The sequence below is a fragment of the Pseudomonas sp. CFBP 5748 genome (genome assembly GCF_053850495.1).
Window position 1 is genome coordinate 498,979 of sequence record NZ_JBSPTN010000002.1, and the last position, 25,210, is coordinate 524,188.

Annotated in this window: 22 protein-coding genes and 1 pseudogene; 11 read left to right on the plus strand and 12 right to left on the minus strand. The window is 57.9% G+C overall.

What is annotated here, in order from left to right:
* Positions 1-90 precede the first annotated feature (90 nt).
* From ACWNZ1_RS06860 to ACWNZ1_RS06880, 5 genes are all read left to right on the plus strand, one after another.
* Positions 91-1,839 carry an ABC transporter permease gene (locus ACWNZ1_RS06860; RefSeq protein ID WP_456027510.1) on the plus strand — a complete coding sequence of 583 codons (1,749 nt, stop codon included), beginning with the start codon at positions 91-93 and terminating at the stop codon, positions 1,837-1,839.
* Positions 1,840-1,849: 10 nt separating this feature from the next.
* Positions 1,850-3,154: an ABC transporter ATP-binding protein gene (locus ACWNZ1_RS06865; RefSeq protein ID WP_280944860.1), complete on the plus strand. Its 1,305-nt coding sequence runs from the start codon at positions 1,850-1,852 to the stop codon at positions 3,152-3,154.
* Positions 3,155-3,201: 47 nt separating this feature from the next.
* Positions 3,202-4,278, plus strand: a complete 1,077-nt coding sequence (locus ACWNZ1_RS06870; RefSeq protein WP_406550131.1) for a sensor histidine kinase — start codon at positions 3,202-3,204, stop codon at positions 4,276-4,278.
* The gene (locus tag ACWNZ1_RS06875; RefSeq protein WP_135844891.1) at positions 4,265-4,903 is read left to right on the plus strand and encodes a response regulator transcription factor; all 639 of its coding nucleotides are present in this window, start codon (positions 4,265-4,267) and stop codon (positions 4,901-4,903) included. Before ACWNZ1_RS06870 ends, ACWNZ1_RS06875 begins: the two co-directional genes overlap by 14 nt.
* A 76-nt stretch (positions 4,904-4,979) precedes the next feature.
* A complete protein-coding gene (locus ACWNZ1_RS06880; RefSeq protein ID WP_256452635.1) occupies positions 4,980-5,522 on the plus strand; it encodes a hypothetical protein in 543 nt (180 codons plus the stop codon).
* A gap of 289 nt (positions 5,523-5,811) precedes the next feature.
* On the opposite strand, the gene ACWNZ1_RS06885 is transcribed toward ACWNZ1_RS06880, so the two are convergent.
* Positions 5,812-6,729 carry a DMT family transporter gene (locus tag ACWNZ1_RS06885; RefSeq protein ID WP_456027511.1) on the minus strand — a complete coding sequence of 306 codons (918 nt, stop codon included), beginning with the start codon at positions 6,727-6,729 and terminating at the stop codon, positions 5,812-5,814.
* A gap of 110 nt (positions 6,730-6,839) precedes the next feature.
* Here ACWNZ1_RS06885 and ACWNZ1_RS06890 point away from each other — a divergent pair, with 110 nt between their 5' ends.
* The 4 genes from ACWNZ1_RS06890 to ACWNZ1_RS06905 all read left to right on the plus strand — a co-directional run bounded on the left by ACWNZ1_RS06890 (position 6,840) and on the right by ACWNZ1_RS06905 (position 9,880).
* A complete protein-coding gene (locus tag ACWNZ1_RS06890; protein WP_265072982.1) occupies positions 6,840-7,706 on the plus strand; it encodes a LysR family transcriptional regulator in 867 nt (288 codons plus the stop codon).
* A gap of 276 nt (positions 7,707-7,982) precedes the next feature.
* Entirely contained in the window at positions 7,983-8,255 is a 273-nt protein-coding gene (locus tag ACWNZ1_RS06895) for a hypothetical protein (RefSeq protein ID WP_041475875.1), read from the plus strand.
* A 771-nt stretch (positions 8,256-9,026) separates the two neighbouring features.
* A complete protein-coding gene (locus ACWNZ1_RS06900) occupies positions 9,027-9,392 on the plus strand; it encodes a GIY-YIG nuclease family protein (RefSeq protein ID WP_265072981.1) in 366 nt (121 codons plus the stop codon).
* A gap of 185 nt (positions 9,393-9,577) precedes the next feature.
* The gene (locus ACWNZ1_RS06905; protein ID WP_456027512.1) at positions 9,578-9,880 is read left to right on the plus strand and encodes a hypothetical protein; all 303 of its coding nucleotides are present in this window, start codon (positions 9,578-9,580) and stop codon (positions 9,878-9,880) included.
* A 417-nt stretch (positions 9,881-10,297) separates the two neighbouring features.
* Here the strand turns inward: ACWNZ1_RS06905 and ACWNZ1_RS06910 are convergent, their stop codons facing one another.
* Positions 10,298-11,191 (minus strand): LysR family transcriptional regulator, encoded by an 894-nt coding sequence (locus ACWNZ1_RS06910; protein WP_265072980.1) that lies wholly within the window; start codon positions 11,189-11,191, stop codon positions 10,298-10,300.
* Between the two features lie 94 nt (positions 11,192-11,285).
* Between ACWNZ1_RS06910 and ACWNZ1_RS06915 the strand changes: the two genes are divergently transcribed.
* A complete protein-coding gene (locus ACWNZ1_RS06915) occupies positions 11,286-12,452 on the plus strand; it encodes an MFS transporter (protein WP_265072979.1) in 1,167 nt (388 codons plus the stop codon).
* 78 nt (positions 12,453-12,530) lie between these two features.
* Here the strand turns inward: ACWNZ1_RS06915 and ACWNZ1_RS06920 are convergent.
* From ACWNZ1_RS06920 to ACWNZ1_RS06930, 3 genes and pseudogenes are all read right to left on the minus strand, one after another.
* Positions 12,531-12,740: pseudogene (locus tag ACWNZ1_RS06920) on the minus strand (LysR family transcriptional regulator); the annotation flags it as partial.
* A gap of 147 nt (positions 12,741-12,887) precedes the next feature.
* Entirely contained in the window at positions 12,888-14,354 is a 1,467-nt protein-coding gene (locus ACWNZ1_RS06925) for a glycosyl hydrolase family 18 protein (RefSeq protein WP_280944854.1), read from the minus strand.
* A gap of 47 nt (positions 14,355-14,401) precedes the next feature.
* Positions 14,402-15,037, minus strand: coding sequence for a lytic polysaccharide monooxygenase auxiliary activity family 9 protein (locus tag ACWNZ1_RS06930; RefSeq protein ID WP_265072977.1), 636 nt, complete (start codon positions 15,035-15,037; stop codon positions 14,402-14,404).
* Between the two features lie 591 nt (positions 15,038-15,628).
* On the opposite strand from ACWNZ1_RS06930, the gene ACWNZ1_RS06935 reads away from it, so the two are divergent.
* Complete coding sequence (locus tag ACWNZ1_RS06935) at positions 15,629-16,132, plus strand: GNAT family N-acetyltransferase (RefSeq protein WP_265072976.1); 504 nt, start codon at positions 15,629-15,631, stop codon at positions 16,130-16,132.
* Positions 16,133-16,648: 516 nt separating this feature from the next.
* Here ACWNZ1_RS06935 and ACWNZ1_RS06940 read toward each other — a convergent pair.
* The 7 genes from ACWNZ1_RS06940 to ACWNZ1_RS06970 all read right to left on the minus strand — a co-directional run bounded on the left by ACWNZ1_RS06940 (position 16,649) and on the right by ACWNZ1_RS06970 (position 25,209).
* Positions 16,649-17,119, minus strand: coding sequence for a hypothetical protein (locus ACWNZ1_RS06940; RefSeq protein ID WP_135844875.1), 471 nt, complete (start codon positions 17,117-17,119; stop codon positions 16,649-16,651).
* Between the two features lie 115 nt (positions 17,120-17,234).
* Positions 17,235-17,564: a hypothetical protein gene (locus ACWNZ1_RS06945; protein WP_135844874.1), complete on the minus strand. Its 330-nt coding sequence runs from the start codon at positions 17,562-17,564 to the stop codon at positions 17,235-17,237.
* Between the two features lie 266 nt (positions 17,565-17,830).
* Entirely contained in the window at positions 17,831-19,249 is a 1,419-nt protein-coding gene (locus tag ACWNZ1_RS06950; protein WP_265072974.1) for an aldehyde dehydrogenase family protein, read from the minus strand.
* 14 nt (positions 19,250-19,263) lie between these two features.
* The gene (locus tag ACWNZ1_RS06955) at positions 19,264-20,589 is read right to left on the minus strand and encodes an aminotransferase class III-fold pyridoxal phosphate-dependent enzyme (RefSeq protein WP_280944853.1); all 1,326 of its coding nucleotides are present in this window, start codon (positions 20,587-20,589) and stop codon (positions 19,264-19,266) included.
* Positions 20,586-22,100, minus strand: coding sequence for a serine hydrolase domain-containing protein (locus tag ACWNZ1_RS06960; protein ID WP_256452631.1), 1,515 nt, complete (start codon positions 22,098-22,100; stop codon positions 20,586-20,588). The genes ACWNZ1_RS06955 and ACWNZ1_RS06960 overlap by 4 nt, the downstream gene beginning before the upstream one ends.
* 67 nt (positions 22,101-22,167) lie before the next feature.
* On the minus strand, positions 22,168-23,448 hold the full coding sequence (locus ACWNZ1_RS06965; protein ID WP_256452630.1) for an OprD family porin: 1,281 nt from the start codon (positions 23,446-23,448) through the stop codon (positions 22,168-22,170).
* Between the two features lie 129 nt (positions 23,449-23,577).
* Positions 23,578-25,209: an ABC transporter ATP-binding protein gene (locus tag ACWNZ1_RS06970; RefSeq protein WP_456027513.1), complete on the minus strand. Its 1,632-nt coding sequence runs from the start codon at positions 25,207-25,209 to the stop codon at positions 23,578-23,580.
* Between the last annotated feature and the right edge of the window lies 1 nt (position 25,210).

Consider the following 25,210-nt stretch of genomic DNA (forward strand, 5'->3'; position numbering starts at 1 on the left):
AATCTTGCCGGGCATTTAACACGCCAAGTTGAGTGCTCGCTAACTTCATGTTCCTACTGCCCTGGTTTCAATAGCGTAAAGAGGTGATAAATGCGCCCTTCATCTCCAGTACCTGCATTTACTTCCTTTAGCGACACGGAACAACTCACTCACAGTTCCTGGTGGGCAGATATCGCGCTACTTGCCATTCTGGTGCTCCTGGCAGGCTTCATATTCTATGGCCTCGAGCAAATGAACCAACCCCTCGGCGCCCTTGACGCTTCGCCGCTATCCCTTGATCTGGCCCAACTGCCGGAATATACGCTGCGCACCACACTGCGAATGTTCATCGCCTTGTTCGCTTCATTTATCTTTTCTGTAGTCGTTGCCACGTTGGCCGCAAAGAGTCGCAAGGCGGCAATCGTTATCCTGCCCACCTTGGATATTCTCCAATCCGTGCCGGTACTTGGATTTCTCACCTTTACCGTCGTGTTCTTCATGGGACTTTTCCCCGGCAAGGAAACCGGCGTGGAATGCGCGGCAATCTTCGCCATTTTCACCAGCCAGGTCTGGAACATGACCTTCAGCTTCTATCAATCACTGAGAACCGTGCCTCACGACCTTTATGAAGTCAGCCGACAGTTCTCGTTTTCACCATGGCAACGCTTCGTCAAGCTGGAGTTGCCTTTCGCAACCCCGGGCCTGGTGTGGAACATGATGATGTCCATGTCGGGCGGCTGGTTTTTTGTGGTTGCCTCCGAGGCCATCACCGTGGGCGACACAACCGTCAGCTTGCCAGGCATCGGCTCGTGGCTGGCCTTGGCGATCGAGCAGCAAAATATTGCCGCGATTGCCTGGGCAGTGCTGGCCATGGTCGGGGTGATCATTGCGTATGACCTGCTATTTTTCCGGCCGATCGTCGCCTGGGCGGACAAATTCCGCTTCGAACAGACCGCCTCTCAAAAACGCCCACGGTCCAGGGTTTACGACCTGTTGCGCTCGACGCGTCTTGTGCCCTGGGTGCTGCAAACACTGGCAGGTATCAAGGCTTCGTTGTTCCTGGACAAGCTTCCCCGGCTGCCTCGGATCGGGTTCAAGAGCAGTGCCCGCTTCAGCCGTGCATCTGACTTGATCTGGACCGCCCTGGTCATCGCGGCCTGCATGATCGGTATCCTGCAATTGTCGCGCTTCATTGGCAGCACCCTGGGTTTGGAGGACGTGATCAACACCTTCGGCCTTGGCCTGGCCACCCTGTTGCGCGTGACTGTGTTGATCGCCCTGGCCAGCGTGCTTTGGGTGCCCATCGGCGTCTGGATCGGCTTGAACCCACGTTGGGCCGAGCGCTTACAGCCCGTCGCGCAATTGCTGGCGGCGTTCCCGGCCAACGTTCTGTTTCCGTTTGCGGTGATCGCCATCGTCGCCCTGAAACTCAACCCGGATATCTGGCTGTCGCCGCTGATGATCCTCGGTACGCAGTGGTACATCCTCTTCAATGTGATTGCCGGGGCCAGCGCGTTGCCCACCGATTTGCGCGAGGCGGCGCGCAGCTTCCACGTGCGCGGCTGGCAGTGGTGGCGCCAATTCGCCCTGCCCGGAATTTTCCCCTACTACATCACTGGCGCCCTCACCGCAGCGGGTGGCTCGTGGAACGCCAGCATCGTCGCCGAGGCAGTTTCCTGGGGCAACGAGCATCTCTACGCCTGCGGGTTGGGATCCTATATCGCCCAGGCCACCGCGGCGGGGGATCTGCAGCGGGTGGCGCTGGGCGTGTCGGTCATGTCGATTTTCGTGGTGGGTTTCAACCGGTTGCTATGGCGTCCGCTGTACGGTTTTGCCGAGCGTCGGCTTCGAATTGATTGAGGATGAACCAATGCAAGTAATAGACAAACCTTGCCTCGTCGACGTGCAGCAACTGGGGCACGTCTATGGCACAACAGGTGGCGCCGATCGACGGGTGTTGGACAATGTCTGCATGCGCCTGGACGAGGGGGAAATCGTCGGCCTGCTGGGACGTTCGGGGTCTGGGAAGTCGACCCTGCTGCGCTCCATCGCGGGCCTGATTTCGCCCACCACCGGCATGGTTGATTTTCCGGCCAATGCTCAGGGAGTCTCGAGCTCGGTGCGCATGGTCTTCCAGAGCTTCGCCCTGTTTCCCTGGCTGACCGTGCTGCAGAACGTCGAGATCGGCCTGGAGGCCCTGGATGTGGCAGCCCCGGAGCGCCGGCGTCGTGCCTTGGCCGCCATCGACATGATCGGCCTCGATGGTTTCGAAAGCGCTTTCCCGAAAGAACTGTCAGGCGGCATGCGCCAACGCGTCGGCCTGGCCCGGGCCTTGGTGGTCGCCCCGGATGTGTTGTTGATGGACGAGCCGTTTTCCGCGCTCGACGTATTGACCGCCGAAACCCTGCGCACTGACCTGCTGGATTTGTGGGGCGAGGGACGGATGCCGATCAAGTCGATATTGATGGTCACCCATAACATCGAAGAAGCCGTGCTGATGTGTGATCGGATCCTGATTTTTTCCTCCAACCCGGGGCGGGTCATGCGGGAAATCAGCGTGGACCTCAGTCAGCCGCGTAACCGCGCAGACCCGGCCTTCCAAGCCCTGGTCGAACACATCTATGTGCAGATGGCCGGGGGCGCGAATGTCGGTTCTCCCCGCCAGGGCATGTTTGCAGGCACCGGCATGGGCATGGTCTTGCCGACAATTTCCACCAATGCCCTGGCTGGGCTGATCGAGGCGGTGCAGGCTCAGCCGTTTGCCGGCCAGGCGGATTTGCGCGAACTCGCCGAAGTGTTGCGCTACACCGCCAGTGGCCTTCTTCCGGTCGCCGAAGTGCTGCAACTCATGCGTTTGGCCGACATGCAGGATGGCCATGTAACGCTGCTGCCGGCCGGGCAACGCTACGCCGATTCAGCAGTGGATGAGCGCAAACAACTGTTCGCCCAGCACCTGCTTAGATACGTGCCGTTGGTGGGTCATGTCCGCAGGGTGCTGGACGAGCGCCCTACCCGCACGGCACCGGCCAGGCGTTTCCGCGATCAACTGGAAGATTTCATGTCCGCACACGATGCCGCCAATACCCTGGATTGCGTCACGCAATGGGGACGCTACGCCGAGCTGTTTGCCTATGACGAAGTGGCGGATCAGTTCAGCCTGGACAACCCGTCCTGAGGGCTTGGCGGTATAAACTGCATGGATCACGCCTGGTGGTTGGAGCAATGCGAGATGAACACTCGATGAGAAGAACCCAGTTGACGCTTCGCCTGCTGCTGTTGCTGGGCTTGGCGCTGGGCATTGCCGCGATCGATACCGTCACCGATCTGGAAATTGCCGTGGGCGTATTCCAGATCGTGGTGGTCCTGATCGCGGTGCGGATCCTGCCGGCACGGGCGGTGGCGGGCGTCTCGCTCCTCTGCATGGCATTGACGATCCTGAGTTATCGGCTCACCCGCTTTGGCGATACCGAGGCGGGGCTGATCAACGTCTTGATCAGCCTCGCGGCGATCGCTGGCACCACGTATCTGGCGCTGCGCCTGTCGGCCGCGATCCGCACGGTGCATCAGACCCGCGCCCACCTGGCGCACATCGCCCGCATCAACATGTTGGGCGAACTCGCCGCCTCGATTGCCCACGAAGTCAACCAGCCACTGGCCGCGGTGGCCACCAGCGGCAGCGCCTGCCTGCGCTGGATGGCCACCGAGCCACCCAACCTGACCAAAGCCCAGCAAGCGGTGGAGCGAATCATCGCCGACACCCATCGGGCCAGCGAAATCATCGCCCGCTTGCGCGGCATGGCCAGGCATCAAGCGCCGACCAAGCAATGGCTGAACGTGGCCGACACGGTCAATGCCGCGCTGCGCTTGCTGGCCGGAGAGCTGAACGAGCAGAGCATCACCTTGCGCGTGCATGTCGAGGAAGGCCTGCCACCGATGCTCGCGGATGAAGTGCAAATCCAACAAGTCATCCTCAACCTGGCGATGAACGCAGTCGAGGCGATGCGTCAGGTAGACGTCGAGCGCCGGATCCTGCAATTTGATGTGGCGCTGGAGTCGCGCCAGCAACTACTGTTTTCGGTTTCCGACCAGGGCAGCGGTCTGTCGTCAAGCGACCGCGAGCGAGTGTTCGAGGCCTTCTACAGCACTAAGCAGGATGGCATGGGCATGGGGTTGGCGATCAGCCGTTCAATCATCGAAGCCCATGACGGTCGTCTCTGGGCCTCAAGCGACCCACAGACCGGCGCGACTTTCCACTTCACCCTGCCAGCCGTCACCAGGGAATCCGATGAGCCAAACTGACGTTCACGACCTGGCCGAATCGATGATCTACATCGTCGACGATGACAGCTCGGTGCGCGAATCGCTGCAAGACCTGCTGGCTTCTGTAGGCCTGGCGAGCCGGGCATTCGGCTCGGCCCGCGAGTTCATGGACGCCGACCTGCCGGATGCCCCGGCGTGCCTGATCCTGGATGTGCGGATGCCGGGTTTGAGCGGGCTGGATTTCCAACAGGAAATGGCTCGATTGAATATTCGCATCCCGGTTGTGTTCATCACCGCCCATGGCGACATTCCCATGTCGGTAAAAGCCATGAAGGCCGGGGCTCTGGAGTTCTTGACCAAACCATTCCGTGAACAAGACCTGCTCGATGCAATCAGCCTGGGCCTGGGCCGTGATAGGGAACGGCGCAAGACTTCCGCGCTGGTCGACGACTTGAAACGCCGTTATGCCGGACTGACTGACGGGGAACGGGATGTGATGGGGTTGGTGGTTTCGGGGCTGCTGAACAAGCAAGTGGCCGCCCGGTTGGGCTTGAGCGAGGTGACCGTGAAAGTGCGGCGCGGGGCCTTGATGCGCAAGATGGAGGCAGATTCATTGGCGGCGTTGGTCAAGATGTCGGAAAAACTCAAGGAAGCAGATCGCTAGCGGCCCACCATCGCGGCTATCATTGCCGTTCGCCCTGTTGACGGGCGATGTCGCAGCCCCCCTCAAGGACTCAGGTATGAATCTTCTGCCGTCACGCTCCACCCTCCTCGTCTCCAGCCTCTTGCTCAGCTCAATGTGCTTCGCCGAAGGCGAGCCAACCGACGGCAGCCTCATCAAGGACTCGACCAAAGCCGCAGTTTCAACGTTCATCACCGCCGGCAAGAACCTGCTGGGCGGGGTCAGCGAGGGCGTGCTCGATGGCCGCGAGTCGGCCCAGGGCACCGATGGCGCGGCGATCATTTCGTCTGGCGAGCAAATGAAAGATCGCATCGCAATCGAGGTGTTGAAACTGGAACCCAGCGACGACAACGTCAGCATTACCCTCGGTTTCAAGAACAGCACCGACACCCAACTGCGCCTTGTGAACCTCGGCCAGACCGGCGTGCTGCTGGCCATTGACCAGGCGGGTTACTCCAACCGCCTCACCGGCCTGGACAACCCGGATGAAGTCACCGTTCCGCCGAAGACGGCTGTGCGGCAGAAGTTTGTTTTTGAAGGCATGAACGAAGCGGTCAGCACGGTACGGGTGTGGGGGCAGGATTACCCGGTCAAGAAATAGTGCGCCGGGCAGCCGAAAACATTGGCGGCGTGCTCCAAGGCCTTGGCATATGGGATTTCAGGCATCGATCTGTCCTCACGATATAAAACGAAGCTGAGCATGCCGGATACCACACGGAGCACCGAGGCAACGCCAGATCGTAAGTGCGGTACTTCCGAAGGCCAACCCTAAAAAGTTGTCAGAGACTTCCTCGACTTTCCCCAAAGTGATCACCTGTCCGTAGGACAGGGTTTCGTGGCACTCCGTGTGGCGACAACATCCAACGTCATTGCCCATATACACGACAGAATCAACCAACTTTTGCCCCACTCCCCGGCTCAAGACTCAACGCCAACACGCTCATCAACACAATCACCGCCCCAACAATAACCATCATTGACGGCCGCTCGGCCAGCACCAAAGAAGCCATCAACATCGCCGTGGGCGGTATCAGGTAAAGCGCCATGGAGGCACGGCTCACGTTGCTGTGCGCCAGCACGTAAGCCCAAGCGAGGTACGCCAGCGCGCTGGGGAAAATACCGAGAACCAACATCGCCAGATTCACCGAAACCGGAGCCTGTCGCGCCGAGCTCGACATTCCTGGCGCGAAAATGAACAACAGGATCGTGCCCGACCAGACGGTGTAACAAACCAGGGTCAATCCGTCATAGCGATGGGAGTGGCGCTTTTGCAAAGTGAAATACAGGCTCCAGGACAGCGCCGCCAACAGGATCAATAGTCCACGGGCGTCCATGTCACCCAAGCCACGATCCCCCGCAACCACCACGCCGGCGCCAAGCAAGCCGCACAGCACACAACCCCACTGCCAACCGCTGACTCTGTCCTTGAAGACAAAATGCGCCAGCAACGTGCTGAACAACGGCGTGGACTGGGCCAGCACACTGGCCGCCCCAGCGCTGACGCCCCGTTGGCCGTAGTTAAGGGCAATGTGGTGCAGGCTGACGGCAAAGAAACCCAACACCGCTAGCAATGGCAGATCCCTGATACGCGGCAGGGAAATGCCCTTCACCATCGCGACAAAAGCCATGAACGCCGAAGCAATGAGAAACCGCATCAACGCTAGTTGACCGGGCTCGTAAGCCTGCAAGCCGATGCGAATGCCAATCGGCGAATAGGCCCAGCAAAGAATCACGAACATCGTCGCCAGGAAAATTTTCGCACCAGGTTTGCTGGAAGAACCTTCAAACGGCACACAACGCATTTCCATCGAGAGTTCCTGCTCACTGAGCGTCTGGCTGATTTACCTCGAAGTATCGAAACCACCCAACCTCAGCACAAGTGACTTAAACTCTATCAATCATTCACTTTTGGTGAGCTATGGAACTGTCCCAACTGCGCATGCTCAAGACGGTCTGCGACACCGGCAGCATCGCCCGCGCCGCCGAAGTGCTGCACTGCGTGCCGTCCAACATCACCGCGCGCCTCAAGTCCCTGGAGCGGGAACTCGGCACGCCGCTGTTTTTCCGCGAAGGTCGCGGGCTGCGGGTCAGCCCGGCGGGCGAAGTGTTTCTGGAATACGCGACAAAAATACTGAGCCTGACGGAAGAAGCCCGCCGCGCAGTCGCCCCCACCCGCGCACCGAGCGGCCCACTGCGCATAGGCGCGATCGAGTCCAGCGCCACCGGGCGTCTGCCTCAATTGCTCGCCAAATACCACGCGCAGTATCCGCAGGTGTCGCTGGAACTGAGCACCGGCACCTGGGCGCAGTTGCTGGACGATATCCAACATCACCGGCTCGACGGCGTGATCGTAGCGGTGGACATCGAACGGCCTGGACTCAAACGAGCGGTGATGTACCGCGAGGACTTGGTGCTCATCGCCTCCGAGTCCCACGGCCCGTTGCGCAGCGCTGAAGATCTGCAAGGCAAGGCGATCTTCATGTGGCCCACGGGCTGTCCGTACCGCTTGGCCCTGGAGCAGTGGCTGCTGCGTCATGGTCAGGTGCAACCGATCACCAGCATCGCCAGTTATGGCGCCATTGTTGGTTGTGTCAGTGCGGGGGCTGGTGTGTCGCTGGTGCCTCGGGGGATCTATGAGCAATACCGTCAGGGGGCTGGTTGGACGGGGTATGAGTTTTCTGAGCTGACGGGGATCGATAACCTTTTTTACTGGCATGAAAACGCTGGGAAGCATCCTGCCAGGGAGGCGTTTTTGGCGATGCTGCAAACGGAGTTCGAAGGCTAGTTGCAGCACTCTCCCTGTGGCGAGGGGATTTATCCCCGCTGGACTGCGAAGCAGTCCTAAAGCTCACACCCTGCCTGTCGATGGTTTTGAATCAGTCGGGCCGGCGATGTCAGATCCCTCCGGCAAAAAACGATCGCAACTCCTACGAAGCTTTAGGAAGCCGTCACCTTCCCCACCCAATCCGACAAAATCTATAGTGATGCCCATCGCTCAATAGCGATCAGGTTTGGCGACCTGAGGATCGGATCAGCCCATTAACCTGATCGGAGCAATCCCATGGAAAGATACATCCCCATCACCGGCATCGACTGCACTCCCGCTTCCCTGCTAATCGACACCCAAGCCCCGCTTGACGTCCTGCATGCAACGGCTGATTACCGCATACGTGTGGTGACTCAGGTACTGGAGAACATCGCGTTTCGTTCTGAAATCACCAGCGATACAGTGGTGCTTTCGGACTTCGCACAGCTTCTGGTGATTCCGTTGCGTGATGGCTGTGATTTGCTGGAGGTGATTGGTAGGCGACTTCAGGCGCAGGTCGAAAGCTGATGGAACTACGGGCGCCTAAAAGCGCCCGTTTTACGTAATTAGAGGTGGTATCTGCACCGCGCCTCAAATCTGGCCACCTAGTTTAAAGGTCCCTGCCGGCAGAGATCGGCCAGGAGCGGTCATTCAGAAATCGTCAGAATGCGGCTAAGAATCTGAAAATTCAGCTCGATAATCACTGTGCGTCAGTGCCAGTCCCTAAAACAGTGCATGCATTGACGCGCACGCCATGTCCTCAACTGCCCTCCGCAAAATGAGCATCGGGTAATTTTTTGCTCGCACAGAGGCCTCATCCGATGGCGGAAATATTCCCAGACGACCTCCGGCTCAGTATTTTCTCGGCGGACTATCTCATCTACTACTGCCTGATCACCCTTCTCGTGGAAAACCCCGATGATCGCTAGCGTTTCAATTGAAGGACAGTAAGCAGTAATTGATTCGCCGCACCGATTACAAACGCGTTGACCATAGTCATTAGTCATAAATTCGTTTCAGTGCCTCGAACTGGAGATAACCTTTTTACTAGACGCTGGGTGCAGTGACAACGTCCACTAAGGGTCGACTGCAGCCATTCGCAAGAGGCAGCAATCGGCCAAAAGCGGACGTTTTGGGCTACTCCTCGCTCCGGTAGACACCTGCATGAGACGCTTCGACCTCAGCAGACCTATTCCTGTCGTGCGGCGTAACCCACTTGCAATAGACACGCTCAGTGCGAATCGAGTACTGTCTCAGACAAATTAGCTTTAATCGTTATGCACAATTTGATTCCGGAAAATGAGTGAAGAAATTAGAAATTGGTATATCTATATTTTGAAGCTTGAACTGAACTCATGGTACGTGGGCACAGCTAAGGGGTTGAGATCAAGGTTGCGAAGCCATGGTAAGAAAAGCCCTTACTCTACATTAAAGAAAAAGGGCGCTGTCGGATATATGGAGAGCGGCCTCACGGGAAAGAGAAAAGCAACTCATTTACATACGGCTTTTAGATCAATTGGCGATTGTTTCTGGGTTACAGAGATTGAAAATACTATCACCGTAGCCTTGGGGCAAAAGTATGGTTTCGATAAAGTTAGGGGCGGCTCTATAATTCAGCCTTGGAATTACGAGCTAAGTGATATTGAAGTAAAAAATCTAATTTGACAATTTAGTTGTAGTGATATTAGGTTTAAATACAAGCCAAACGAAATAAATTTAACTCAAGAAAAGCCATTTGTCTTCCCGGTTACTCGGTGAAGGAATGCATAGCAAGGCATTCAAGCACGCTCGCCGGGACGCGCTTTCAGCGCGCCCCTTAATTCCACGTCATGCATTACAGGGGACTTTCAATGTCTGAGCGAAGTATCGAATTAAAATGTGAGTTTTGCACGTCTTCAAATATAAGGGCATTCGTTCAGCATGGCAGTTATTTTTTGCGCTGCATCTCTTGCAGCCAATCGCATGTCGCCACAAGCTGGCTTGCGCTCTCTTCAGAAATCACAGAATCATTGCGAGCCACCGTCGTAAGCGAAGAATTTCAAGAAATAGAATTTCTTGCTGAGGGCGTTGGCCCTAACTTCATTTCAAAGGTTTCAAAAGCAGCATATGCAGGCCAGCTTGTAATGCTTACGTCGAGCAGCAAAAATGCATAACATGCCAATCAAGTTCGCGCCTTCGGCGCCGGACGTTGCTACGCAACGCCGTTTATTTCAACGTTAGAGCTTTTATCATGCCAATCTCGGCAGAGGTATTTCGCCACTCAATGGCGTCTACTGCGTCAATAGCCCGCTCATGGTTCGAAGATCGATCAGAGATTAAGACACACGAGCAATTTGAGTATCGAGGCCAACTGTAGTGGTCAACAATTCCCGGACACTGAATCGCCCCGAGTTTCATAGATGCTTTCGAGCCTCAGGGATACCAGCCCAGTCCCAGTGAGACTGTCCGCTTTTGGCCGAAATCGACTATGGCTCCCGATTGCTCCAATGACGCAGCCCACCCACCGATAGCACATGACTACTTGCTTAATGCGACCTGCCTCACCACATCGCAAGAATCAACTGCCCCTCTCACATCCGATGATGCTCCAGCAAAAAATCCACAAACAGCCGCACCCGCGCCGGCATTGCCGAGCCCCCTACGAACACCGCATGAATCGGTTCCCGGTCGCCGGGGTTCCAGGCTTCCAGCAGTGGTATCAGGTCGCCGCGCTGCAGGTCCTCGCTCACGGTGAACTCGCCGATGCGCGCAATGCCGGCACCTACTCGCGCGAATTGTGCCAGGGCTTCACCACTGCTGCATTCGATGTTGCCGCTGACCTTCAGGGAAAACTCTCTGCCGTCGCGGATGAACGGCCAGTTGGGTTCGGCACGTCGGAAGTTGAAGCGTAGGCAGTTGTGCCGTAGCAGGTCTTCCGGTTCCTGGGGGTGGCCGTGGCGCTGCAGATATTCGGGCGACGCCACCACTACCTGTCCGGTGTCGCCGATCCTGCGCGCGGTCAGCGGGCTGTCGGGCAGGTGGCCGAAGCGTACCGCCACGTCGGCCTGGCCGCCGAGAATGTCGACCACTTCGTCGCCGAGGGTGAGGTCGACGACGATGTTCGGGTAACGGGCGCTGAATGCTGCCACCAAGGGAACGATGGCCAGCCGTCCATGGCCAAGGGCAGCGCTGACCCGCAAGCGGCCTCTGGGTACGCCCTGGTCGGCGATGGCTTCTTCTACCTCGGCCATGTCGGCCAGGATACGTCGGGCGCCGCGCAGGAACGCCTCGCCCTCGGCGGTGAAGGTGATCGCTCGGGTGGTGCGCAACAGCAGGCGGGTGCCAAGACGTTGTTCGGTCCGCGCGATGATCCGGCTGACCGCCGAGGGCGTCAGCCCCAGTGCACGCGCGGCGGCCGACAGGCTGCCCTCCTGTGCCACGGTGACGAACACGTCCATTTCACCTGACCTGCCATTGAAGTCCATTTGTGCCTCTTACGCAAAGGTGATTACCAAAAACGCTATCTACCGCCTGAAAAGGTTGGATCGTAGCATTGACGGCATAGATAAGGAGCCTTCCATGCGTATCAATCCACCACTTGTCGCACTCGCCATTGGTGCCTTTGGCATCGGCGTTACTGAATTCGCCCCCATGGGCATGTTGCCGGGCATCGCTGCTGATCTCGGCGTTTCCATTCCCGCCGCAGGTCTGTTGGTCAGTGCTTACGCCCTGGGCGTACTGCTTGGCGCGCCGCTGATGACCCTGACCACCGGCAGGGTCCCCCGGCGCTATCTGCTGATCGGACTCATGGCGATTTTCACCCTGGGTAACCTGATGTCAGCCTTGGCTACCGATTACTACAGCCTCATGGTCGCCAGGGTGGTGACCTCACTGAACCACGGTGCGTTCTTTGGCGTTGGCTCCATCGTCGCCGCCAGCGTGGTCGCCCCAGAGAAACGTGCCGGTGCGGTTGCGGCCATGTTCATGGGGCTGACCCTGGCGACCATCGGCGGTGTGCCGCTGGCCGCCTGGTTTGGTGAACTGTTCGGCTGGCGCACCGCATTCTGGGGGATTACCGGACTCGGCGTGTTGACCATGGCCGCGTTGTGGTTCGCCCTGCCCAACCTGCCGGCGCCGCAAAGCGTCGGTGTACTGGCCGAAGTTCGGGTACTGGGCCGTGGTCCGGTGCTGGGGGCGTTGGCCCTGACCGTAGTAGGCTCCGGTGCGATGTTTACCGTCTTCACCTACATCGCGCCGATCCTCAGCAGCGAGACCCATGCGTCCACCGCGTACATCACCGCCATGCTGGTGCTGTTCGGTGTGGGGTTGACGCTGGGCAACATGTGGGGCGGCAAGGCCGCCGATCGTTCGATAGACCGTACTCTGATCGTTTCACTGAGCGTGTTGATTCTCGTCTTGCTGGCGTTCACCGCACTGATGCGTTGGCCGCTGCCGGCTGCCGTTGCCATCCTGATATGGGGTATCGCCAGCTTCGCCCTGGTGCCGCCGCTACAGATGCGCGTCATGGAAGCTGCCAAGGACGCGCCCAATCTGGCCTCGGCGGTGAACATCGGTGCCTTCAATCTCGGCAACGCGATTGGTGCGGCGCTGGGCGGAGCGGTGATCAAAGCGGGGTTGGGTTATCCGGCGATTTCCCTGGCCGGGGCGGCAATGGCGGGGTTGGGGCTGCTGATGGTGTTGGCCTTTGCCTGGCGCTCCAGAACGATTGCAACTGCGGTGGTATGACGATGATGTGAGGGGGGCTGTTAGTCGCCATTGAGGTCGCTACCCGAGATATTCAAGCAGCCCCTTTTGAAATGACAATCAAGCCCTGCGCTTGGAGCAATACTTCACAATGAGCTGAGTGACCGCTGCCACTACCGTCTGATCCGCATCAGGCGAGGTGAACAGCCGGCATTACGCATCCGGCAAATCCGGCAACCCTTGTTCTGCCCCAATAACCGCCTATCCTTGCCCCAGCTGAATCAGTGGGATGGGTGCTACTGCGAAGCCTGCCAAGGCCGACGCCCGTATTGCATTCCGCTCTGAAATCACCAGCGATACGGTGGTGCTTTCCTCCTGCAACATGACCTACACAAAGCCATGATTCCAAAATCCGGAGAATCTTTTTTTCGAAGGCAGAGAAAAGCCCGGCATTTCAGCCGGGCTTTGCATAGCGTTCTAAGCACGCCGTTTGATTGCGACCTTCGACCACAGGGTAAAGGCAACTGGTGGTGTCCAGCCTGAGTTTGATACGTGCTCTTGCAGGCACACGTAATTATTACCTTCGTAAGTCACGCCATCCTCCTTGCGATACCGATAGTTCAACTGCCACTCGGGGAACTCTGGATCGGTGATGTCTCCAGCAGTTCGAACGCTCAGGCTCTTGCTCGGAAGCGACTCATTTCCCTGAGAGTCTGTTGCCGTGACAAAGTAGCTGTACTGGGTGTTCGGCGTTAAGCCTGAGTCTGTCAGCGTTAAAGACGCCGAACGGCCTATCACAGCCCCATTTCGGTACAACGTGTATGTCTCGATCGGACGAGGGCCGCTTGAAGCCCCCCAACTCAAGGTCATACCCGTCTCGGTTACGTCCCTGGCGGACAGGTTTGCGGGAGCCGTCGGCCGGTCACCAGGCTCCGACTCGCCGTGAATCAACGGGGCGTAACGATTGTAGAACTCCCAGTTATAGGAAACATTGTCCCTGGTAATGCCATCGTCCCAGTTGATAGACCAAGTCATCAGCCCTTTGATGGAATGGCCGGCAGCGTCGAGACGCTTGAATGCATTTACCACTGCCGCAGGATCAATCACATAGCCAGTGGCCGCGGCATCATTGTTGGCCGGTAAGCCAATGACAAATTTATCTGCTGGGATGGCGATGTAGTCCCGAGTGCCCGTTACCAGGCTTTCGGTCAGGTAGTAGAGGAAATCCTCTTTCATCTCATCATTGTTCTGCGCAATCCAGGCACCTTGACCACCGTTGGCCTCCTGAACCCAGATCCCATCGCCACCTTGGTTGTAATACTGAGGCGCGATGAAGTCGTAGTACCCCTCAAGGGCCTGAATGTAGCCAACGTACTTGCCGCCCGTTCTGAGATAGGGAAACTCAGGTGCCATGCTGATGATGAAATGTTTCTCTTCGCCCTTGTAGTGATCCTTCACCAGTTTCAAGGCTGCAGGCAGTACCGTCATGTTGTCAGCGACATCAATGGCGCTTTGCTCAAGGTCGATATCCAACCCATCGAAGCCGTAGACTTCAACCAACCGGATGATCTCATTCGCCAGAGGTTGTTCATCCCCTTTGTGCAACTCGATATGAGCATCGGCGCCACCCAACGAGATCAACACAGCCCTTCCCTGACTGTTCAGCACGCCAACCTGACGGCGAAACTCGTCGTCGGAGAGGTTATAGGGTTTGAAAGTAGGAATGCCCCGGCCTTTCATAAAAGCCACAGCAACAACATTGTAGTCCTTGGGTACATCCACCAGATCTAGATTGGCGAACTGCCCACCTTGATAGCCGTCACTATGACCGGCCGGCCAGTTATGCCAAAAACCCATCAGAATTTTTCTATTGGCAATGCTAGGCATCAAGGTGGCTGAATCACTTACTTTGGACTTCAGCAAAGAAAAATCAATCTTGGTCATTGTTCTATTCCTTCAGAACTGTACTAGGGGCCGTACATAGCCCGACTTTATTTAAAGTTCACATCAAACGCCTGATAGAACGCATTACCCGTATCAGCAACAACCCACAGCAGGACAATAACATGATGACCTTGCTTACCCATTGGCAGCTTCACTTCATGTTCAACCTTCGCCTTCAATTCGTCGGTATATTCGTAGAAGGGAACCTGGGTATAAAAATCATCATAGAAAGACTTTGGCTCAAGCTGAGCGCGGCTGATACGCTTTTCAGGATCCCAGCCATCCTTAGTAATAAACCAGCTAAAACCCCGAGTCACGTGAGGCATGGTGTATACCCATCTTACATGAAACGCCTGGCCCGGTTCGACATTCAATAGAGGCCAGGTAAATGGGCGATTTAGTTTTTTGCTCATTTCCTCGTCGGTGAAGTTAACGCAGTCGCGTTCATCCGTCTGGCCACCACTGAGGATATAACCATCCGCCGGTGGTACCAGGCTCGCGACGTCACTCTCATAAGGTATTGGGAATGGCCCAGCCGTCAATGATGGGAAGTTCTTACCTCCTTCCATTGCATTAGCATGCCAGTCAAGAATAAGGCCCTCGTCTGTAGCAATAGCAGAACGACTAGGAGGGGAAATGACACGACCGTGCTTCAACTGCGGGTTGGATTCTGGCTTATTCATTGGTTCATTCCTTTGATTAATTGATCTCTCCTCTAGAGGAGAATTCTCAGGCTAGCGCAAGGTATTGGATTGTCCACCATAAAAAATAAATACAACCATAGAATAAATAAAACACACGCTGATGGACTCTCTCAACACCCGCCACCCGCCTTTTCCACACAAAACAAACGGACAAGAGGGTACTACCAGACCGATAGCAACCTATAACCTTTCGAAATATATATTTAGATAACATATAACTTAAACTTTTTGAGCAGGAACATGGACAGCATAAAAATGTCGGCTAAGGTGAGAAAGCGCCCTAGCGAGGCGCACATTAATTAGGCGAAAGAAGTCGTAGGACACTTGCGCGGGACCGATACGGGGACGGAACTATTCCAAGCAATAAATTCATCTCCTTTTCCCCCAATTTGCTATGGTCATCGGTTGACGACTCCCTGCGCAGGTTGAAAGCTGATAGAACTACGGATGCTTGGAAGCGCCCGTTACAGGACCGCATCGCCCCTGACGCGAGGGCCTCCAAATAAATAGCACTGTCCGCTCGGGTCGCTTTCTGCCGGTCTCAGCCACCCAGTGTGCTGGTCAAGTCCGATGCAAGCGACAGGTCAGGTCGAATACAATGGTGTGCAATACCCAGTTGAGAACGATATGAAAGTTCGAAAAGCCTTACTGACCGATGCAGAATCGGTGTCCAAACTCCTAGGCCAGTTAGGCTACCAAGCCTCGCCAAAGCTAATCCGGGATAAGCTTGAGGCTTTGGAACTTAGCGCTCGGGATACCGTGCTGCTGGCACAAGACGGTAAAAACATTATCGGCGTCATGAGCTTACACGTACTTGAACTGTTTCATCAGCCGGGTAGGCTCGGACGCATTACCTCCCTTGTCATTGATGACGATTTCCGAGGACAAGGCGTCGGGGCAATGCTGGTTTCCGCTGCTGACGCGTTTTTTATAGAGCAACTTTGCGTCCGGGCTGAGGTGACTAGCAGTGACCACCGAATACAGGCTCACACTTTTTATCAGCAGCAAGGTTACGCGGTCGACGAGCGCCGGTTTGTCAAACGGTATGATTCTTCTGAGGCACAGTACGTTTAAATTAGGCGAGCACGTCACCTTGATCAAAATATAAAACCGGTGAGCGGCGTGTATTGCCCGAACGTTTACCTGCTTCTGGCCAGAAGCGGTCATTCGAACAAGGTTCCTCCGTGAATCTATATGAGTATTAACCACAGCCATGACACTTATCAAAGGCGATATCATCAAATTGACCTACGTCGATTCTACGAAGGCCCTATATGTTGACTGGATAAATGCTCGTGATGCGGCGCCTGGAGATATTGCAGTCGTTAATGAAACTTTTAGCACGGAGTCCGGACTCATCGTCCGTCTATTGTGTGAGCACCGGCCAGGCTTTCAAGAATGGTGCGCCACATTTCATGAAGTAGATTTGACTTACGAACTATTGCTCGTAAAACCAAGTTTCGACGACGAAATTTAAAAGTCCGCTTCGGGTCGAAAATCGCCATCCCAGAGGCTGCTTTCGGCCAGAAGCAGCCGGTGAGGAAAGTCAACTTTCGACCCAGAGCGGTCATCCACTCATGACTATTGGGTTCATGCGCCCACGTCATTTATCAATTCGCGCCAGACGTCCCTTGCCTTCTGCTCCGAGGTAAAGACTTGTATTTTTGGATGCCAGAATTGCCCCTCAATTACGATGCATTCCAAGGTAGAGTCCTGAAACGTAAAGACATAATGGATGGCATCTTTTATAAACCGCTGTTTATCGTGTCGCGGATGAATGGCGTTTCTCTGCTCAAGCTCTGCTAGCCAAGGCGAATTATCTATTCGATGAATTTGGTAATGCTTGAGTCCAAGTCCAATAAGCGCATGACCGCCCAAAGCTTCGTCGTTTGGTGAACCGAATTGAATTTTTTTAACTAGGGGAAAATGGATTACCGCTATTTCGTCCCCAGCGGTGCAATACCGTAAACATAGCTGCGTGTCCGTGGCGAACACGACGGGTTCGGGCGACGTACTTGGCTGTGGCCAGGAGTCGAGCAGTACTACGGTCGTGAATGACATAGGGAAGCCTAGTGAAGAAATAGGGGGCAAAACAGAGTGCGAGAGCGACGCGTTGTCGTCAAACGCTTCTGATCGCGACGGGCTGCTTCTGACCAATAACAACCAGGCATAGGATTCAGCTTTCTGATTTTTTCCGGCCAACGAGCCTACGTGCCCTATGACGGCGAGACTGGGATAACGTTTGGTCCTCGGTGCAATGAGCCAAGAGCGTGGTCAGCTCAACGTCTATCGGAAAGCCATCCTCCAGCCATTTAAGCGCCAGCCCCGACCAATATTCGGAATGCGACGTCAAGGCTGTGATCACCAGCGGCTGCAAAGCTATACCGGCAGGCAGTGTATATTTCCCGCTAAGGGCTCCTACCGTATCTGGCAGATCGAGTGCAGCTGTTTCGAAAGGTTTTTCAAGCAGCGGCAGCAACCAGACGTAGCTGAATTCTTCGTTCATCTTCTCCCCCTGATTGCTAATGGCGATGCTCCGTATTCTAGGAGGCAGCTTTCGCCCGTTGGTTTGTCATTAGAGATCCTTAAGAGAAAGGACGATGAAGCTTCGGTGGTTCAATTCGACACAATTGCCCCAAAGAGACTGCGAGTTACCGCTTCTGGCCGAAAGCAGATTATCCACAGATCAGTTATGACTTCATATAAGCGCCAACCCGCGCGAAAAGGCGGTCGTTGATTTATCTGTCGCCCCATCGCGCACCTCTGAAGCCGTCAATACCCAAACAGCGACTTGCTCTCCAGGTATTCTTCAAACCCCATCTCCCCCCACTCGCGCCCATTACCCGACTGCTTATAGCCGCCAAACGGCGCGGCCTGGTCGGCCCGGGCGCCATTGAGATGGACCATGCCGGTGCGCAATTGCCGCGCAACCCTGCGGCTGCGTTCGAGGCTGGTCGAGGTGACGTAACCTGACAAGCCGTAAGGGCTGTCGTTCGCGATGGCTATCGCCTCGGCTTCGCTGTCGTACGGCATGATCGCCAGGACCGGGCCGAAGATTTCTTCCCGCGCCACCAGCATGTCCGGGGTGACGTCGGCAAACACCGTAGGTTGCACGTAGTAGCCGCGCTCAATCCCTTGTGGTCGCCCCAGCCCTCCGGCGATCAATCGCGAGCCCTCGGCGATGGCTTGGGCGATCATGGCCTGTACCCGTTCGAATTGCAGGGCATTCGCCACGGGACCGACGGCGCAGATCGGGTTACTGTCGTCGAAGCACACCTGCGCCAGCACTTCCCGGACGATATCAACCACCGCCTGTTGTTGCGCACGCGGTACTAGCAGGCGCGTTGGCGCATTGCACGACTGGCCGCTGTTACGGATGCACGCCTGTACCCCGTGGCGCACAGCGCTAGGCAAGTAGGCATCGTCGAGCAGGATGTTCGCGGATTTGCCGCCCAGTTCCTGGGACACGCGCTTCACTGTATCGGCCGCCGCCTTGGCCACTGCGATGCCGGCGCGGGTCGAGCCGGTAAACGACACCATGTCCACCTCGGCATGGCTGGCCAGCGCAGCGCCGACCTCCGGCCCATTACCGTTGACTAGGTTGAACACCCCCTTCGGCACCCCGGCCTCATGCAGGATTTGCGCGATGATATACGCCGACAACGGCGCACACTCACTTGGCTTGAGTACGACCGTGCAGCCCACCGCCAGGGCGGGTGCGAGCTTGCAGGTGAGTTGATTGAGTGGCCAGTTCCAGGGGGTGATCAAGGCGCACACGCCGATAGGCTCACGCAGTACCAGCGTCTGGCCCAGACGCCGTTCGAAGCGGAACTCGCGCAGCACTTCCAGCGCCTGCGTCAGATGACCCAGGCCTGCCGGGACATGAGCGTTTCGGGCCAGGGACAGCGGCGCGCCCATCTCCAGATGAACCGCCTCGATCAACGCCTCGCTATGGCGTTTGTAGGCTTCGATGATGCGCTGCAGCAAGTCGATACGTGCCTGGAGCGAACTCGCGGCGAACGCCGGAAAAGCCTGCCGGGCTGCGCCGAGCGCACGGTCTACATCGCGAGCGTCGCCCAGGATGATGCGCGCCACCCCCTGCTCGGTGGACGGGTTCACCACGGTCTCGACGGTTTCGCCGTGGGGTTTGACCCAGGCGCCGTCAATGTAGAACTCAAACAAATCGTACATACCATCGACTCCCTTCAGGCAACCTGGTTCAAGGCACCCGCCAAGGTGTCGAACACCTGGGCGATCTCCTGCTGGCTGATCACCAACGGCGGTGAAATCACGATGGTGTCGCCCGAACCGCGCACCAGTACGCCGTGCTCAAAGCACCACTGCGCAACTTCACTGCCACGTGCGCCGGCGGCACCGGGACGCGGCTCGAGTTCGACGGCGCAAAGCAAGCCGATGGTGCGTACGTCAAGCACCGGACCCACACCCTGCAGCGCCAGCGCGGCCGACTGCCAGGGCCCGCTGACCGCGTTGACGTGTTGGTTGATGCCCAGTTCGCGATGCACCTCGATGGTCGCCAACCCGGCCGCACACGCCAGCGGATGCGCCGAATAGGTATAGCCATGCATCAGCTCGATGACGTTCGCCGGCCCGGCCATGAACGCTTCGTACACCGCACCGCTTACCAGCACGCCGCCCATGGGCACGGCGCCGTTGGTCAGGCCTTTGGCGGTGGTGATCAGGTCTGGCGTTACGCCGAACGCCTGGGCGGCGAAGCTGGCGCCGACGCGGCCAAAACCGGTGATCACTTCGTCGAAAATCAGCAGCACGCCGTGCCGGGTGCAGATCTCGCGCAAGCGTTGCAGATAACCCTGGGGCGGCGGGTACACCCCGCCGGAGCCTGTCACCGGCTCCACGATCACCGCGGCCACAGTGCTCGGATCCTGAATGTCCAACAGTTGTGTCAGCGCGTCGGCGTAACCTTCGCCCTGCTGCGGTTGCCCGGCGCTAAAACGCATACCCGCGTCGTAAGGCAGCGGCAGGTGTGACACTTCGCCCAACAACGGACCGAAGTCACGCTTCTGCCGGCCGATACCCGACACCGACAGTCCACCGAAACCCATGCCGTGATAGCCCTTGGCACGGCCGATAAACTTGGTACGGCGGCTGTCGCCGCGGGCCTGGTGATACGCCCGGGCAATCTTCAACGCGGTGTCGACGGCCTCGGAACCTGAGTTGGTAAAGAACACCTGCGCCATGCCGGCCGGGCTGATGTCGATCAGGCGCTCGGCCATCTCCAGGGCGTGGGGGTGGCTCATCTTGAATGACGAGACAAAGTCCAGGCGCCCCGCCGCCTCACGAATGGCCTCAACGATTTTCGGCTGGCCATGCCCGGCGTTGACGCACCAGAGCCCCGCCATTGCATCGAGTACACGACGCCCATCGGTGGTGGTGTAGTACATGCCGTCAGCACTGGCGAACATCATCGGTTGTTGCTGGAACTGGCGCATCGGGGTAAACGGTGCCCAGAACGCGCCACACTCGGAACCTGTCGGGTTGGAAATATCGTTCATAGCGACTCCTGCAAAGCTGGTCTTGGATGGCCGGTCAGCGTCGGGCGCTGCAACGGGCCGGCGTTAACGTTGACGCTGCGGTCCACGTACAACTTGCCGCGCTCAATACGGCAGCTGACACGGTCACAAAACGCCATCTCGACAAACTGCCAGGTCATGCTTAATACCCCGTCGTCGGTCCAGCGTGCCTGCGCCACCACTGGGGTGAGCTCCGGCTGGTATTGGTGATGCAGATAATGGCCGGTCATGCTGGTCTGGCTTTCGATGCCATTGGCCAGCCCGGCGCGAATGCAGTGGGTGCCACGGGGGTCGGTGAGGTAGAAGTCGCAATGGTCAGGGCCAAGCACCAAACGTATTTCGCTGACTTGATCTTCGTTGGCCTCCACCACAAACGTGCCGTTGAACTCGGCGTGACGCGGCGAGGTCGACGCCCCAGAGAGAGCCGGCCGCCGCTGGCGTGCCAACAGCGCCGCCAACTCGGCATCCGCCGCGCCGTCGGTGGGTACACCCAGCGCCGGCAACAGATGCTCCCAGAGCAGGCTGTGCAAGCGCCGCTCGCCCAAGGGCAGCCCGGCGGTAAACGCAATCACCGCGTTATGGCGTGGCAAGACGATGCACTGCTGGCCAAATACCCCGGAGGCGTAGTAGCCACCGTGCAAGGTCATCCACCACTGGTAGCCGTAACCTTCGCGGCGTGTGACACCCGCGTCGCTCGAGTCGCGGCCCTGGTAGCGCTTGCCGTCGAAGGCCCCCATCCATACATCATCGACATGCCCACGGGTGGCTTCGGCCACCCATTCCCGGGATAACAGCTGCTGCCCTTCCCAGTTGCCTTGTTGCAAGTGCAGCACACCGAACTTGAGCAAGTCCTCAGTGCTGCAACTCAGGCCATTGCCGCCGGTGTTGAAGCCACCAGGTGCCAGGTCCCACTCGATGGCCCCCATGGCCATGGGTTGGAAGATACGTGCGTTGCACAATTCAAAGGCCGTCTGGCCGCTGACCACGCTGACAATCGCCGAGAGCATGAAACTCGAGGCGCTGCTGTAGATAAAATGCTGCCCTGGTGGGTCTTCAACCGGTTCATCGAGGAACAGCTTGACCCAGCTTTCACTGCGCCCACGCCAGGCCCCGCCGGAAATGCCCTGGCGATGGCCGGTGCGCATGGTCAGCAAATCGCGCACGGTCATGGCTGCCAGGTTTGCGCTGATAGTTACCGGGCAATCGGCGGCAAAAAAGTCCACCACCTTGGCGTCCAGCGACAGCACGCCGTCATCCACCAACAGCCCGATGGCCATGGATACCCAGCTTTTGGTGACCGAATGCTGAACATGCAACCGCTCGGCGCGATAAGGCGCCCAAAACGCTTCGGCCACCACCGCACCGTCGCGGTACAGCATGAAACTGTGCAACTCCAGGCCCGCAGCGTTCACCGCTTCAATGAAATCACTCACGCCACGCGCCGATACGCGTTGTTGGCTGGGCAGCGCCCGCCGCAACGGCAAACTCGTCATCTGATCTATCCCCTCATTTCCACTGCCTTGGCGTGCAACAGGCTGACCCTGTTGCACGCCGTTACCGCTACCAGAGCGCCACGGTGTAACCCAGGATCACTCGGTTTTCGTTGGTGTCACGGGTGAAGTTGCTGGTGGCGCTGGCGTTCTGCCAACGCACAGACACATCCTTGAACGTGCCGCTCTGCACGACGTAGCCGAAGCTGAAATCGCGCTCCCACTCGCGCCCTTCGCCCTCGAAGCCGATGACCTTGGCGTTGTCACCCTTGGCGTAACGCGTCGAGAACAGCAGGCCCGGCAGGCCCAGCGAGGCGAAGTCATAGTCATAGCGGGCATGCCACACGCGCTCGCCGGTCTGGGAGAAGTTGGCCAGTTGGTACTCGGTAAACAGGTAGGTGTTGGTGCCGTCCACGTAGGTGAACGGCGTCGAGCCGTACTGTTCCTGGTAACCGCCGCTGAGGCTGTGGCCATGGAGGCTGTAGCCGATTCGGGTACTCAATGCGCGGTTATCCACCTTGCCGGCCAGGGCCGCAGCGTCTTCACTGGCGCTGAAGTAACGAATGTCGGTCTTGAACGTGCCGGGGCCCCACTTGAAGCTATTTTTCAAACCCAGGTAATGCTGTTGGTAGAGGCTTTCCAGTTGCGCGTACTGATAGGTAACGACCGTGGTTGGCGTGAGCTTGTACTCGCCGCCGGCGTAGCGGAACTCATCACTTTTGGCGCTGCTTCTGTAGGCGCCGTACTGGCTGGTAAGGCCCATGTCCTCGTAGTCGGTCGAGTCACGTTGCTTGACCTGATCCAGTTGGCCCACGGTCAGGGTCAGCTTGTCGATGTCCTTGGAGGTGAGCGCTGTGCCACTGAAACTCTGCGGGAACAGACGGCTGAGGTTGGGTTGCAGGGTGGGCAGGTCCGGCACCATATAGCCCACACGCAGCTCGCTTTGGGCCATGCGCGCCTTACCGGTGATACCGAGTTTGGAGTAATTGTCATGGGCACGGCGTGCATAACTGGGAGAGCCCGGTTCGGCCACGCTTGAGCGCGCCAGCAGCCCGGTGCCGGAGTTATCCGGGCTCGAGTCGAGCTTCACGCCCAGCATGCCGACCGCGTCCAGGCCAAAACCCAGCGTGCCGTCGGTAAAGCCCGATTGGAGGTTGAGAATGAACCCCTGCGCCCATTCGGCGCGCTTGTTCTGTCCGCTGGACTCGCGGTAGTCACGGTTGAAGTAATAGTTCTTCAATTCAAGCGAGGCCTTGCTGTCGGCGACAAAGTCGGCCTGGGCAAACAAGGGCATGAAACCGACGCCCATGACGCTGGCACTGCTGACAACTTTGTTGATGCGGTTATTCATGTGTAGGTTCCTGGCAGACAGGTTGAGTGGGGTTGTTTTTGTTTTCTTCGGCCATGGCTTCGCCCGCCTCGCCAATCACCGATTGACGAAGGGATGGGTTTCAAAACATGGCCTGGGGTGCAGCAGTACCTAAATCACACCGGCACGGAGGCGGTAACTGCCATCCACACGTTTCTCCAAGGGGCTGGCCGCTGCGAGCAGCCGGCGGGTATAGGGATGTTGTGGGGTGTCGAAAATGGTGTCGCGCGGCCCCATTTCAACCACCTCGCCCTGGTTCATCACCGCCACGCGATGAGCGATGCGCTCCACTGCCGACAAGTCGTGGGAGATGAACAGGCAGGCGAACCCGTATTGGCGTTGCAAGCGCTCGAACAATTCAAGAATCTGCTTTTGAATGGTCATGTCCAACGCCGAAATCGGCTCATCGGCAATCACCAGCTTGGGCCGCCTGACCAGCGCCCGGCCAATCGCCACGCGCTGGCGCTGGCCACCGGAGAGTTGATGGGCAAAGCGCTCACGGAACTGCTCGGGCAAGCCAACGTCAACCAGGGTCTCGGTGACCCGCTGACGTTTTTGCGCGGCCGTCAGCCCCGGCTCGTGACGCAGCGGCTCGGCAATGATCTGGCCGACGGTCATGCGTGGATCGAGGGAAGAATACGGGTCCTGGAAAATCATCTGGCATTGCAGGCGGTGTGCACGGTTGGCGGCCTTGAGGATATCCACGCCCTGGAACAGGATGGCCCCAGCGCATGGCGTGACCAACCCGACCACTGCACGCCCTAGGGTGGTTTTGCCCGAACCGCTGCCACCGACCAAGGCCAAGGTCTCGCCCGGTGCAATGCTCAGGTTCACCGAATGCACCACGCGCTTGGGTACGCTGCGCCCCCAGAAACTGCGCGGCCCCGGGTGTTCGATGCACACATCCCGGACCTGCAACAACGCATGGTCGGTGACCGGCAATGGCGCCAGTTCGCCGCGCCGGGGCAGCGCTTCAAGCAACTGCCGGGTGTAGTCGGCCTTCGGCGCGAACAGGATGTCTTCGATACGGCCCTGCTCCACCGCCTTGCCCGCACGCATCACCACTACCTTGTGGGCATAACGCGCCACCAGGGACAGGTCGTGGCTGATGAACAGAATCGCGGTGCCTTGTTCGCGCGTCAGTTCCAGCATCAACTCGATCACGTCCAGTTGTGCCAGGCAATCGAGCGCCGTGGTTGGCTCGTCAGCGATCAGCAGCGCAGGACGCAGCAACATCACCGAGGCCAGCATGATGCGTTGGCGCATGCCGCCGGAGAACTGGTGCGGGTAGGACCCCAGGCATTTCTCGGCATCCTTGATACCGATGCGTTGCAGCATGGCAAGGCAGCGCTCGCGGATCGTCGCCGCATCCAGCGCGGTATGCCGTTTGAGCGCCTCGCTCATCTGCCGGCCAATCGTCAGCGCGGGGTTGAGCGAGACCATGGGTTCCTGGAACACCATGCCGATCCGCGCACCGCGCACTGCACGCATCGCCTTGGCATTGCCGCTGTCCAGCGGTTCGCCCTGGAAGGTGATGCGTCCACCACACACCCGCATCGGTGCTGGCAACAAGCCAATGGCAGCCCGTGCGGCCATGGTCTTGCCGCTGCCCGATTCGCCGACCAGCGCGACGATCTCGCCAGGGGCCATGGTGAAGCTGAAATCATCGACGGCCAGCGGACCGTCTGCACCGACGCGAATCTGTAGATTTTCAACGGCCAGTAATGGGACTGGAACGCTCATG